13 protein-coding genes are annotated in these 12,559 nt (G+C 71.3%); 6 read left to right on the forward strand and 7 right to left on the reverse strand.

What is annotated here, in order from left to right:
• Positions 1–39: 39 nt before the first annotated feature.
• The 3 genes from Psi01_RS38810 to pyrR are packed head-to-tail and all read right to left on the reverse strand — an operon-like array spanning position 40 to position 2,851.
• A complete protein-coding gene (locus Psi01_RS38810) occupies positions 40–1,356 on the reverse strand; it encodes a dihydroorotase (protein ID WP_239128360.1) in 1,317 nt (438 codons plus the stop codon).
• Positions 1,353–2,285, reverse strand: coding sequence for an aspartate carbamoyltransferase catalytic subunit (locus Psi01_RS38815; protein ID WP_204069179.1), 933 nt, complete (start codon positions 2,283–2,285; stop codon positions 1,353–1,355). Before Psi01_RS38815 ends, Psi01_RS38810 begins: the two co-directional genes overlap by 4 nt.
• The gene (pyrR, locus tag Psi01_RS38820) at positions 2,282–2,851 is read right to left on the reverse strand and encodes a bifunctional pyr operon transcriptional regulator/uracil phosphoribosyltransferase PyrR (protein ID WP_239128361.1); all 570 of its coding nucleotides are present in this window, start codon (positions 2,849–2,851) and stop codon (positions 2,282–2,284) included. Before pyrR ends, Psi01_RS38815 begins: the two co-directional genes overlap by 4 nt.
• A 519-nt stretch (positions 2,852–3,370) precedes the next feature.
• Here pyrR and bldD point away from each other — a divergent pair.
• Positions 3,371–3,865: a transcriptional regulator BldD gene (bldD, locus tag Psi01_RS38825; protein WP_068894204.1), complete on the forward strand. Its 495-nt coding sequence runs from the start codon at positions 3,371–3,373 to the stop codon at positions 3,863–3,865.
• Between the two features lie 258 nt (positions 3,866–4,123).
• Positions 4,124–5,254 carry a PP2C family protein-serine/threonine phosphatase gene (locus Psi01_RS38830; protein ID WP_239128362.1) on the forward strand — a complete coding sequence of 377 codons (1,131 nt, stop codon included), beginning with the start codon at positions 4,124–4,126 and terminating at the stop codon, positions 5,252–5,254.
• 552 nt (positions 5,255–5,806) lie between these two features.
• Here Psi01_RS38830 and Psi01_RS38835 read toward each other — a convergent pair.
• From Psi01_RS38835 to Psi01_RS38845, 3 genes are all read right to left on the reverse strand, one after another.
• On the reverse strand, positions 5,807–6,889 hold the full coding sequence (locus tag Psi01_RS38835) for a DUF2332 domain-containing protein (protein WP_239128363.1): 1,083 nt from the start codon (positions 6,887–6,889) through the stop codon (positions 5,807–5,809).
• A gap of 199 nt (positions 6,890–7,088) precedes the next feature.
• Positions 7,089–7,439 (reverse strand): arsenate reductase family protein, encoded by a 351-nt coding sequence (locus Psi01_RS38840; RefSeq protein ID WP_204069182.1) that lies wholly within the window; start codon positions 7,437–7,439, stop codon positions 7,089–7,091.
• Entirely contained in the window at positions 7,436–7,912 is a 477-nt protein-coding gene (locus tag Psi01_RS38845; RefSeq protein WP_239128364.1) for a YbaK/EbsC family protein, read from the reverse strand. Before Psi01_RS38845 ends, Psi01_RS38840 begins: the two co-directional genes overlap by 4 nt.
• Positions 7,913–8,116: 204 nt before the next feature.
• On the opposite strand from Psi01_RS38845, the gene Psi01_RS38850 reads away from it, so the two are divergent.
• From Psi01_RS38850 to Psi01_RS38860, 3 genes are all read left to right on the forward strand, one after another.
• Complete coding sequence (locus tag Psi01_RS38850; protein WP_239128365.1) at positions 8,117–8,839, forward strand: L,D-transpeptidase family protein; 723 nt, start codon at positions 8,117–8,119, stop codon at positions 8,837–8,839.
• A 325-nt stretch (positions 8,840–9,164) separates the two neighbouring features.
• Positions 9,165–9,611: an SAV_6107 family HEPN domain-containing protein gene (locus tag Psi01_RS38855; protein ID WP_204069184.1), complete on the forward strand. Its 447-nt coding sequence runs from the start codon at positions 9,165–9,167 to the stop codon at positions 9,609–9,611.
• 117 nt (positions 9,612–9,728) lie between these two features.
• Positions 9,729–10,304 carry a GNAT family N-acetyltransferase gene (locus Psi01_RS38860; RefSeq protein ID WP_239128366.1) on the forward strand — a complete coding sequence of 192 codons (576 nt, stop codon included), beginning with the start codon at positions 9,729–9,731 and terminating at the stop codon, positions 10,302–10,304.
• Positions 10,305–10,337: 33 nt separating this feature from the next.
• Here Psi01_RS38860 and metF read toward each other — a convergent pair whose 3' ends face one another.
• Positions 10,338–11,270, reverse strand: a complete 933-nt coding sequence (gene metF / locus Psi01_RS38865) for a methylenetetrahydrofolate reductase [NAD(P)H] (RefSeq protein ID WP_204069185.1) — start codon at positions 11,268–11,270, stop codon at positions 10,338–10,340.
• A gap of 120 nt (positions 11,271–11,390) precedes the next feature.
• On the opposite strand from metF, the gene Psi01_RS38870 reads away from it, so the two are divergent.
• Positions 11,391–12,458 carry a polyprenyl synthetase family protein gene (locus Psi01_RS38870; RefSeq protein WP_204069186.1) on the forward strand — a complete coding sequence of 356 codons (1,068 nt, stop codon included), beginning with the start codon at positions 11,391–11,393 and terminating at the stop codon, positions 12,456–12,458.
• Positions 12,459–12,559 lie beyond the last annotated feature (101 nt).

Below are 12,559 nucleotides of genomic sequence, written 5' to 3' on the forward strand. Positions count from 1 at the left end.
CGGGCGTCTCCACGATGTGGGACGCCCGCGCGCCGGGGATCATGCGAGCTTGCCGTCCAGCACCGTCGGACGGCCGCGCAGGAAGGTGGCCACCACGCGGCCGGGCAGGGCGCGGCCCTCGTAGGGGGTGTTGCGGCTCTTGGAGGCGTAGGACCACGGGTCCACCTCACGGCGTACGGAGGCGTCGTAGAGGGTGATGTTGGCCGGGGAGCCCACCGTCAGGGGCAGGCCGTGCCCGGCCAGGCGGCCGATCCGCGCCGGGGCGTACGACATGCGCTCGGCCACGCCCGCCCAGTCGAGCAGGCCGGTCTCCACCATGGCCTCCTGGACCACGGACAGGGCCGTCTCCAGGCCGATCATGCCCATGGCCGCCGCGGCCCACTCGGTCTCCTTGTCCTCGACCGGGTGGGGGGCGTGGTCGGTGGCCACGACGTCGATCGTGCCGTCGGCCAGCGCCTCGCGCAGGGCGTGGACGTCCTCGCGCGTGCGCAGCGGCGGGTTCACCTTGTAGATCGGGTTGTAGGCGCCGACCGGGGAGTCCTCGACGAGGTCGTCGGTCAGCAGCAGGTGGTGCGGGGTCACCTCGGCAGTGACGTCCCAGCCCTTGGACTTGGCCCAGCGGATGATCTCCACCGAGCCCGCCGTGGAGACGTGGCAGATGTGCAGGCGGGAGCCGACGTGCGCGGCGAGCAGGCAGTCGCGGGCGATGATCGCCTCCTCGGCCACCGCGGGCCAGCCGGTCAGGCCGAGCCTGCCGGAGACCGCGCCCTCGTTCATCTGCGCGTCGGCGGTCAGCCGGGGCTCCTGGGCGTGCTGGGCCACGACGCCGTCGAAGGCCTTGACGTACTCCAGGGCCCGGCGCATCAGCACCGCGTCGGAGACGCACTTGCCGTCGTCGGAGAAGACCCGGACCCGGGCGGCGGAGTCGGCCATCGCGCCCAGCTCGGCCAGCCGCTCGCCGGCCAGGCCCTCGGTGACGGCGCCCACCGGCTGCACGTCGCAGTGACCGGCCTCCTGCCCCAGCCGCCAGACCTGCTCCACGACGCCGGCGGTGTCGGCGACCGGGGAGGTGTTGGCCATGGCGTGCACGGCGGTGTAGCCGCCGAGCGCCGCGGCGCGGGTGCCGCTCTCGACGGTCTCGGCGTCCTCGCGGCCGGGCTCGCGCAGGTGGGTGTGCAGGTCCACCAGGCCGGGCAGCGCGATCAGGCCCCGGGCGTCGACGGTCTCGTCCCCGGACAGGTCCTGGCCGATCCCGGCGATGACCCCGTCCCTGATCAGGATGTCGGCGGTCTCGCCGCCGAGGATCGAGGCGCCCCCGATGACGATGCTCGCCGGGTTGGGACTCACTGGGCTCACTGGTCTCCTCCTCCGAGGTCGGCGCCGCCGAGCAGCAGGTACAGAACGGCCATGCGGGTGGTCACACCGTTGGCGACCTGCTCGACGATCGTCGAGCGCGGCGAGTCGGCCACCTCGGCCGCGATCTCCATGCCCCGGTTCATCGGCCCGGGGTGCATCACGACGGCGTCGTCCTTCAGCCGGGCGAAGCGCTCACGGTCGAGCCCGTAGCGCCGGCTGTACTCCCGCTCGGTGGGGAAGAAGGCGGCGTTCATCCGCTCGCGCTGCACGCGCAGCATCATGACCACGTCGGACTTGGGCAGCACGGTGTCGAGGTCGTAGGAGACCTCGCAGGGCCAGGAGGCGACGCTCACCGGCAGCAGGGTCGGCGGGGCGACCAGGGTCACCTCGGCGCCGAGCGTGCTGAGCAGCAGCACGTTGGAGCGGGCCACCCGGCTGTGCAGGACGTCACCGACGATGGTGACCCTCCTGCCCTCCAGCGAGCCCAGGCGCCGGCGCATCGTGTAGGCGTCGAGCAGGGCCTGGGTCGGGTGCTCGTGCGTGCCGTCCCCGGCGTTGACCACGCTGCCGCGCACCCATCCGGCCAGGCGGTACGGCGCGCCCGAGGCGCTGTGCCTGATGACGACGCCGTCGGCGCCCATCGCCTCCAGGGTCAGCGCGGTGTCCTTGAGGGACTCGCCCTTGGAGACGCTGGAGCCCTTGGCGGAGAAGTTGATGACGTCGGCCGACAGGCGCTTGGCCGCGGCCTCGAAGGAGATGCGGGTGCGGGTGGAGTCCTCGAAGAAGAGGTTCACGACCGTACGGCCCCGCAGGGTCGGCAGCTTCTTGATGGATCGGTCCGAGATCTTCGCCAGTTCCTCGGCGGTGTCCAGGATCAGCAGGGCATCGTCGCGGCTCAGGTCGGCCGCCGAGATCAGGTGCCGCTTCATTCGCTGTCTTCCTTCAGCAGCAGGACCGCGTCGCGGCCGTCGTTCTCCTCCAGGTAGACCTTGACGATCTCGGACTTCGAGGTCGGCAGGTTCTTGCCCACGTAGTCGGCCCTGATGGGGAGCTCGCGGTGTCCGCGGTCCACCAGGGCGGCGAGCTGGACGGCGCGCGGGCGGCCCAGGTCGTTGAGGGCGTCCAGCGCGGCCCGGACGGTGCGTCCGGAGTAGAGGACGTCGTCGACCAGGACGACCGTCCTGTCGTCGATGCCGTCGGAGGGCAGCTCGGTGCGGCCCAGCGGGCGCGCGGGCTTGGTGCGCAGGTCGTCGCGGTACATCGTGATGTCGAGCGAGCCGACCGGGACGGGCCGCCCCTCGAACTGCCTGATGTGGCCGGCCAGACGGCGGGCCAGATGGACGCCCCGGGTGGGGATGCCCAGCAGGACGACGTTCTCGCCGCCCTTGGTCCTCTCCAGGATCTCGTGGGAGATGCGGATCAGCGCCCGGTTGATGTCGGGGCCTTCGAGGACCGCGTGCGCCTGGGCATGGGCATGCGGAATGGCCTCGGCCAAGAGAACACCACCTTTCCCGCCTCACGGGACGGGTCTTAAAGGAAGTCGACGTCTTCACGGTATCAGCCGCGGCCGAGCCGTTCCGAACCGGGCGACGGCCCGCGCGACCTGGACGGACTCCCCCGCCGGGCGGCACGCTTCCCGGCGGGGCGGGCCGCGGCGGGAACGGCCGCCGGAGCGGGCCGTCCGGACGCGATGAATCGCCCTCTGAGAGAGCAGATGACCGATCCTCTACGGACGATGGTGATAATTCGCCGTACGCGAGGGAACAAATAAGGCGTTTGAGACGGACCACGCCGGACCGGATTCGGCATCTTTTTTCCAATCAGCTTGACCTTCGGCGCCCGCGGCTTTACCGTCACTGTCCGTAACCACACGTCGCGGCGTTATGGGGCGAACCCCGACGCTCCGGTCACCGAAGGTGCCTGCCCCGGGTGCCGCCCCGGTGGACGGCGCAGTGGTCGCGAGGTAGCACAATCAATTGAAAGCAGTACATAAGAGAAGCCGGGGGGCCAAACGATGCCGTCTGAGTACGCCAAGTCGCTGGGTGCACGACTCCGCGCCATCCGCACCCAGCAGGGTCTGTCCCTGCACGGAGTCGAAGAGAAGTCCCGTGGACGGTGGAAGGCGGTCGTCGTCGGCTCCTACGAGCGTGGCGACCGGGCCGTCACCGTGCAGAAGCTTGCCGAACTGGCCGATTTCTACGGGGTTCCGGTCTCGGAGTTGCTGCCCGGGGGCGCGGCGCCGAGCCCGCTGGGCCCGACGCCCAAGCTTGTGATCGACCTTGAGCGTCTTTCCCAGCTCCCCAAGGAGAAGGCCGGCGCGCTCGCCCGCTACGCGGCCACGATCCAGAGCCAGCGTGGCGACTACAACGGCAAGGTGCTGTCCATCCGCCAGGAGGACCTGCGCTCCCTCGCCGTGATCTACGACAAGTCCCCCAGCGAGCTCACCGAGGAGCTCATCAACTGGGGCGTCCTCGACCCCGAGGCTCGCCGCGCCGTCGACTCGTTCTGACGCCGTCCCGACGCCCGCCGGCGGGCGTGCCGGGCCCCCGGCGCGCCCGCCCGTGGCAGGACCTTCGGGGAAGCCTGCGGGAAACCCGCAGGAAAAACGCGCTCTCCGTCAAACATCTCCGGTAATCCGCCACCGTAGTCGATCGCTGTGGTAGGAAAAAACAAACATGTCGTTTAACGAGACGTGGTGGAGATGCCCAGGAGAGAGGATTCTCGCGAGCAATCTCCGCCGCGCCGGAAAACACGCGTCCGCACGCTCGTGACGTCTGCGCGCTCGGCGCTGGCCCCCGCTTTCGCCAGGCTCCTGTCCTCCGTCGAGACGACCGAGATCCAGGCCGTCCTGCGGCTGCTGCCGTTCATCGTGATGGCCGTGGTGGCGCTGCTCGACCTCGCCTCCGGCCCGAACTACGGCCTGCTCCCCCTGCTCGCCCTGGGCCCCGCCTTCGCCAGCGTGGCGTGCGGCCCGGCCCGAACCGCGGTGGTCGGGGCCGTCGCCCTTGTGCTCTGCCTCGGCCTCGGCCTGTACAACGACGACCTCTGGGCCCCGCGCACCAACATCACGGCCATGGCCATCCTCGGCGTGACGGTGGCCGCGATCCTGGCCGGCGCGGGACGGATCCGCCACGAGCGGCAGCTGGCCGACGTCCGCTCGGTGGCCGAGGCCGCCCAGCGGGTGCTGCTGCGCCCGGTGCCGCGCCGGGCGGGGCCGGGGATCGGCGTGGCCGTCTCCTACACCTCCGCCACGGCCGAGGCCCGCATCGGCGGCGACCTGTACGAGGTGGTCACCACCCCGCACGGCGTCCGCGTCATCGTGGGAGACGTCCAGGGCAAGGGCCTGGAGGCCGTGGAGACCGCCGCGGTGGTCCTGGGCGCCTTCCGGGAGGCCGCCTACGACGAGCCCGGCCTCCAGGGCGTGGTCACCCGCCTGGAGAACGCGCTGACCCGCGAGCTGTCCGGCGAGCAGTTCGTCACCGCCGTGCTCGCCGAGCTCACCGGCGGCGACTCCCTGACCATCCTGAACTGCGGCCACCCGCCGCCCCTGGTCCTCACCGCCGCCGGCGAGCACCGCTTCGCCGACCCGCCCGAGGAGGCCCTGCCTCTCGGGATGGGCTCCCTGAAGGCCTCCGACCCGGTGCCCCACCACCTGCCGTTCGAGCCCGGCGACCAGGTGCTGTTCTACACCGACGGCGTCATCGAGGCCCGCGACGGAACCGGCCGCTTCTACCCCCTGGCCTCCCGCGTCCACCTGCTCGGCGACACCGACCCCCAACTCGCCCTCGACGCCCTCCGCGCCGACCTCCTCCGCCACGTCGGCCGCCCCCTGGCCGACGACGCCGCCATGCTCCTCCTCCGCCACCGCGCCGCCCGCCCCACCCGCAACGCCGCCTAGGCCCGAGCCGGGCACGGGGTTGGCGCCGGCGGTGCGGGTTCAGGCTCGGGCACCGGTTCTTGTACGGGGTTGGCGCCGGCGGTGCTGGTGCGGGCCAGGGCTCCGGCGCCGGTATGGCGAGACGCTGGACGGTGGTGGTCGGCGCCGTTGTACGGCGGGCGGGCCGGGGTGGGCGGGTGCGGTCTGTCGGGGCTGGGGTGGGGGGGCATGGTCGTGCTGTGCGGGCGGGTGTTCCGGCCGGCCGTCTCAGCGGGGCTCTGGTGCGTTCAGGCCTTCGGCCTGCCCGGGCGCGGGGGGTGCGGTCCTTTTTCTACGCCGGCCTGCACACTCGCCCGTGCCGCACTCCTTGTGGCCCGCCGTACTCATGCGGGCCGTATGGTGCGGGCCTTTCCCGGACGACCGGTGTGCTGTGGGTGGCTGAAGCGCGGGTGCGGGGCCGTTCGGGGCGGGGCGCCGTTGCTGAAGCCATGGTGCGGAAAGGAGCGCACGGCCGACCGCTGTAGAGGTGACGGGACGACTGGGCTGTACGGCCGTAGAACCGACAGAGGACGCTCAGGGGGCGGTCGGGGGGATCTCGTAGGCGGGGAGGCCGTGAGGGTGCGCTGCGGCCAGGGTGAGTTCTTCGGCGCCTGCGAGTCGGACGGTCAGGCTGAAGCGGTGCTGTTCGCCGACTCCGCGTGGCTCGAAGGAGATGTGGGCGAAACCCGCGTCCGGAGTGCTGTCGGCGGCGAGCCGTTCCAGCTCGCCTTCGACGCGGGCCCATTCGTCGGCGGGGACGTACTGGCTCATGATCGAATGCCACACGACGGTGAGCGTGCCGGGCTCCAGCCGGACACCGGAGAGGAAGTCCGCAGCGCCGAGGGCGCCGACCTCCGCCGGAACCCGGGCGGCCAGCCGCAGGGCGCCGTCGAGCCGGGCCGCTCGATGGCTCTGGTCCGGCCAGACATACGCCCGCAGGATCAACCGTCCTTCTGGCGACAGGGGGTCGAGGGGCGTCGGATCGCAGCCTCGCCTTTCGAGGACCGTCAGAGCCGGGTGGTCCTGAGCCGTCTTCACCAGCCACCGCGGCGGCGCTTCCCGCCAGAGGTCCTCCAGGACCACCTCGGAGTCCGCCGGCCCCCACGAGAAGTCATCGGAGACGTACCGGAAGTGATCGGCGCGCAGATTGAGCCCGGCGCTGGAGCCCAGCTCGAACAGCCTGACGGGCAGCGGGACGGCCCGTGCGGCCGCCAGCAATCCGGTGATCAGAAGACTCGCCCGTCCGACCTCGTTGGTCTGCGGCGGCCGGGTCATCCAGTCGCGCACCCATTCCAGCTCGTCCGCGACTGCCTCCCGGAAAGCCGGCCAGCAGGCGTCCGGCCGCTCCGGGTCGAAGGTCCCTCCCGTGCTGGGGTAGTGCGCGGCCAGGCCGGGTGCACGGCCGGCGAGCGCGAGGGCGTGAACCCCGCCGAGCAGCCGCAGGGCCACGACGTCGTCCTCGGGGGCATTCTCATACCCGGCCAGCGCCTCGGCGCAGGGACCACCGTCCCGGACGTCCTGCGCCACCCGTCCGAGCAGAGCCGCATACAGCGGCGAACCCAACGCCGCACACGCCTTCGCCTGCCGCTCGACCATCACAGCGGCCCGCTCACGCAACGCGGACTCCCCCATAAACGATCACCCCCACCAACAAACGCCAACCGCCAGTCAAACCAGACGATATGCGTACGCTCTCCTCTCCCCCGCCCCACCCCCACAGCGGTCGGCCGTGCGCTCCTTTCCGCACCATGGCTTCAGCAACGGCGCCCCGCCCCAAACCGTCCAGCGTCTCGCCGTACCGGCGCCGGACCCGGCGTTATTCGAGCAGGGACCTCACGGACTCCTCGTCGCGGGCGACCACTGCGCGGCCGTCTTCGGTCAGGATGATCGGGCGCTGGATCAGGACCGGGTTGGCGGCCAGGATGGCGATCCATTCGGATCGGTCGCGGGGGTGGTCGGCCAGGCCGAGCTCCTTGGCCCGGGGCTCGCCCAGGCGGGTGATGTCCCAGGGTTCGAGGCCGAGGCGGTCGAGGACCTCCGAGAGTTCGGCGGCCGTCGGCGGATCGTCGAGATAGCGGCGCACGACCACGTCCTGGCCGGAGTCGGTCAGGGCGCACAGGGCGGTGCGGCTCTTGGAGCAGCGGGGGTTGTGCCAGACGGTGGTCATTCGACCTCCGCAGGGGTGCCGCCGGTGATGCGGATCAGTTCCTCGTAGGTGGTGGGGAAGATCGTGTGCGGATGGCCGGCCGCGGCCCAGACGACCTCGTGACGGCCGAGCCAGGGGTCGACGAGGGTCCGGATGGGCGACGGGTGGCCGAGGGGGGCGACGCCGCCGATGACCTGGCCGGTGGCCGCGCGGACGAACTCCGGGGTGGCCCTCTTGACCTTGGCGGCGCCGATCGTCCGGGCGATCAGCTCGGTGTTCACCCGGTGGGCCCCGCTGGTCAGGACCAGGAGGGGCGAGCCGTCGGCGTCGAAGATCAGGCTGTTGGCGATGGCCCCGACCTCGCAGCCGAGCTGGGCGGCGGCGGTGGCGGCCGTCGGCGTCGCCTCGGAGAAGACCACGATCTCGCCGGTGACGCCGTGCTCGCGCAGGGCTGCGGCGACCTTCTCGACGTTGGGATGCAGCTTTTCTGACACCCGGCCACTTTAGACAAAACATCGTCCGGTCACCGCTTCATAACCGACCGCCAACCGCCTATGGGGACGACGACCCGTGCGCTATGGTCCGTTGATCCGGCTATTACCGATATGAGGGGACGAGGTTACGTGGAGGTTGGACGGCGGCTCACAGCGGCCGCGCTGACGACGGCGGGAGCCGTACTCCTGGCATCCTTCGGAACCGTGGGCACGGCGAGCGCGGCGCCCGCGCCCCCGGCCGCCGTGGCGCAGGTCGCGGCGCAGGCGGAGGCGGTCCCGTTCGCGGCTCCGGGCAAGACCCTCAAGCTGGGCGCCAAGGGTGCGGCGGTCAAGACGCTCCAGACGAGGCTCAAGGAGCTCGGCTACGACCCGGGCAGGATCGACGGGCGGTACGGCGGGGCGACCCTGGCCGCCGTGTGGGCCTTCCAGAAGGTCAACGGCATCCGGCCGACCAGCACCGTCGCCCGCAGGACCTGGAACGCTCTAGAGAGTCCGCGCCCGCCGAAGGTGCTGGTGCCCCGGGGCAAGCCCACCCGGATCGAGATGAACCTCACCAAGCAGGTGATGGTGCTCTACGTCGGCGGACAGGTGAGGCTGATCAGCCACACCTCCTCCGGCAGCGGCATCCCCTACTGCGAGACGGCGGTCTGGCAGGGCAGGAAGCAGCAGTTCTGCGGCAGCGCCCGCACGCCGACGGGTGACTACAAGACGACCTGGCGCCGGGACGGGTGGCACAAGTCCTATCTGGGCGAGCTGTACAACCCGATCTTCTTCAACGGCGGCATCGCCTTCCACGGCGCGCTGTCGGTGCCGCTCACCCCGGCCTCGCACGGATGCGTGCGGCTGCCGATGCACGTGGCCGAGATCCTGCCCGACCTGGTCGGCACCGGCGTCCCGGTCCACGTCCGGGGGAAGTTCGTGCGGTAGTCGCGGCCCGCTCCACGAGAGCCCCGGAAGATCTGTATCTTCCGGGGCTTTCTTATCGCTCTAATGATCGAACTTTTGTTCGTCGATTTACTTGACAGTATCGATGATCGAATTTATGTTCGATGTGATGACGTGGGACTCGCGGCTCACGTTCAGGGCGGTTGGCCGACCTCCTGGTGTCAGAGAGACGACAGGACAAGGCCGGGGCGGACGGGGAGAGGGGAAGCTCCTCGTCCGGCCGTCCGGCGCAATTGTCGGTGGGGTCTGCGAATGTGGCTTCACCGGCGAGAACGCCGGGAGCCGCTCCCGAAAGGAGGCTGAAGCAATGACCCCTCGGCTCGGCGATTCCGGCGGGCCCCGGCTCTCGCCAACGGTCCGGGCACGCCTGGCCGACGCGCGCGACTGCCTGGAGGAGGCGGCCCGCGCGCGCACATCGGCTGCGCGCTACGTCGCGGCGCACCTCGCGGCACTGCGGGCGGCCGCCGCCGTCCTGGCCGCACGCCCCCGGCCGATGGACGGCCGCAGGCGCAGGCTCCGCAGCGCATGGGAGCTTCTCCCCGAGGCCGAGCCGCGGCTGGCCGACTGGGCGCCATATTTCGAAGTGAGTGCGGCCCGGCGAGCCGCGATCGAAGCGGGCATGACCACCTCCGTCGCACCCCGTGACGCGGAGGAGTTGATGTCCGAGGCCGAGCGGTTCGTTCTCACGGTGGAGGCGATGCTCGGCCTGCCTTCCCAGCCCGCCTTGCCCACCCACGTCCCCCTGGCCGGATAGGACGGCCGGACCCGGAAACCGGGTAACTACGACGTCAATATTTCGCAGAAAATACTGAACATCGCTTTTGCCACCTTCATCTGATTCGCCAGGTCACGCCCTGCTAGGGTGCGACAAGTGATCGCACTGCGGCGCGTCGGCCCCGACGAGTTCAGCAACCGCCTGGATTCCGTGCTGGAGATCTACACGGCTGCGATGAAGCCGCCCCCCGACCAGCTCACCGGCCGCCAGACCATCATGGGAAACCACGCCACCCACCCCGGTTTCGCCTGCCTGTTCGCCGAGACCTCCGACGGTGTGCCCGTGGGCGTCGCCTACGGTTTCCACGGTGTGCCCGGCCAGTGGTGGCACGACGTGGTGTACCAGGCGGTCACCGACCAGCTCGGCCAGCGGAAGGCCTACGACTGGTTCGGCGACGCCCTGGAGATCGCCGAGGTCCACGTCCATCCCGACCACCAGGGCAAGGGCATCGGCCGCGCGCTGGTCACGGCCCTGTGCGCCGGCCGCCGTGAGCGCACCGCCGTGCTGTCCACCCGCGACCAGCCCACCGCGGCCAGGCACCTCTACCGCAGCCTCGGCTTCGCCGACTTGCTCACCTGGTTCGTCTTCCCCGGCGGCTACGAGCACTACGCCATCGCGGGAGCCGTACTGCCGCTGTCGGAGAGGCCGAACGGCACGGCGCCGCCCGCCTAGCCGATCCGGGACCGGTGTCCGGGACCGGTCCGGCTAGGCGGTCAGCGGGGCGGTCTCGCGCGCGGCGTCGAGGGCCTGGAAGACCTCGCGGGTCGCGCTCGACCGGTTGAAGGTGATGAAGTGGATGCCGGGCGCGCCCTCGTCGAGCAGGGTCTGGCAGAGCTCCGCGGCATGCTCGACGCCGAGCCGGCGCACCGCGACGGGGTCGTCGGCGACGGCCTCGAAGCGGGCGGCCACCTCGGGCGGGAACGGCGCGCCGGACAGCTGCTCGGACCTGGCGATCGTGCTCATCTGGGTCACGGGCATGATGCCGGGGATGATCGGGGTGTCGCAGCCCTTGGCCGCGACCCGGTCGCGCAGCCGCAGATAGTCCTCCGCCCGGAAGAACATCTGCGTGATGGCGTAGTCGGCGCCGGCGCGGCACTTGCGCACGAAGTACTCGGTGTCGGACTCCACCGAGACCGAGCGCGGGTGCTTGTAGGGGAAGGCGGCCACGCCCACGCAGAAGTCGCCGGACTGGCGGATCAGCCGGACCAGCTCCTCGGCGTAGAGCACGCCCTCGGGGTGGCGCACCCACTCGCCCATCGGGTCGCCGGGCGGGTCGCCCCGCACCGCGAGGATGTTGCGCACGCCCGCCCCGGCGAAGCGGCCCACCAGGTGGCGCAGCTCGCGGATCGAGTGGTTGACGGCCGTGAAGTGCGCGACCGGGGTCAGCGTGGTCTCGTGGGCCAGCCGCTCCACGATCTCGACCGTGCGGTCCCGGGTGCCTCCGCCGGCGCCGTAGGTCACCGAGACGAAGGTGGGGCGCAACGCCTCCAGCTCCCGGATGGCACGCCAGAGCTGCCGCTCGCCCTCGTCGGTCTTCGGCGGGAAGAACTCGAAGGAGAACGACCGGCCGCCGGCCGCGAGCAGCTCGCGGACGGTGGGCACACGATCGGGAAGAATTGAGGGGCGACCCAGAGCCATGGTCCTAGGGTACTGGCAGGGACGACCCCGGGCGGGGGCACGGCGGATCGTCGTCTCTCCTCTCGTGCCGCATCCACCCCACGAGATCGGGATCGTGTTCGCAAACGTTAATCTCTGTGCATGACCGCTTCCGCAGCCAGGCTGGACACCGTTCGTTCCGAAGTGGACCGTTCGATCAGAAGGTTCCTCGACCGGCAGCGTCCGCTGGTCAGCGCCCCCGAGCTCGCCCCCCTCGTCTCCGCCACCGAGGACTTCCTGAGCGGCGGCAAACGGCTCCGGCCCGCCTTCTGCTACTGGGGCTGGCGCGGCGCCGGAGGCGACGACGACCCCGCCTTCTTCACCGCGGCGGCCTCCCTCGAACTGCTGCAGGCCAGCGCCCTGGCGCACGACGACGTGATGGACGCCAGCGACCTGCGCCGGGGCATGCCCTCGGCGCACCGGCGTTTCCAGGCGATCCACGAGAAGGCGGGCTGGCACGGCTCGGCCGAGCAGTTCGGTGAGGGCGCCGCCATCCTGCTGGGCAACCTGCTGCTGGTCTGGTCCGGCGAGATGTGGCGGACCAGCGGCCTGCCCCCGGCCGCGCTGGCCGCCGCCCAGCCGGTCTACGACTACATGCGCACCGAGCTGATGTGCGGCCAGTATCTGGACCTGCTGGAGCAGGCGCACGGCGAGAACACCTTCGAGAGCGCGCTGCGGGTCGCGCTGTTCAAGAGCGGGAAGTACTCCGTGGAGCACCCCCTGCGGCTGGGCCTGGTGCTGGCGGCCCAGGGCCTGGAGCCGTGGATCGACCGCCTGTGCGAGGGGTACGGCCGCAACGTCGGCATCGCCTTCCAGCTGCGCGACGACATCCTCGGGGTGTTCGGCGACCCCGCCGAGACGGGCAAGCCCGCCGGGGACGACCTGCGCGAGGGCAAGCGCACGATGCTCATCGCCCGCACGCTCGCCGCCGCCTCGCCGGAGCAGGCCCGGCAGGTGCGCCTGACGCTCGGCGACCCCGACCTGGACGCGCAGGGCGTCGACCGGCTGCGCGGCATCATCCGGGAGACCGGCGCGCTCGGGGCCTGCGAGGAGATGATCAAGAACTACCTCGATGACGCCCTGAACTCGCTGGACGACGCGCCGATCACACCGGAGGCCCGCTCGGCCCTGGCCGACCTGGCCGTGGCCGCCACCTCCCGCCGGACCTGACCGCACGGCACGCGAGCGCGGCATCTGACCGCGTGCCCGGGAGAACACGGGACCTCCGCCGGACCTGACCGCACGGCTCAGGAGCGCGGGGCTCCCGGATC

Source organism: Paraplanobispora siamensis, from assembly GCF_016863175.1.
Classification (GTDB): domain Bacteria; phylum Actinomycetota; class Actinomycetes; order Streptosporangiales; family Streptosporangiaceae; genus Planobispora; species Planobispora siamensis.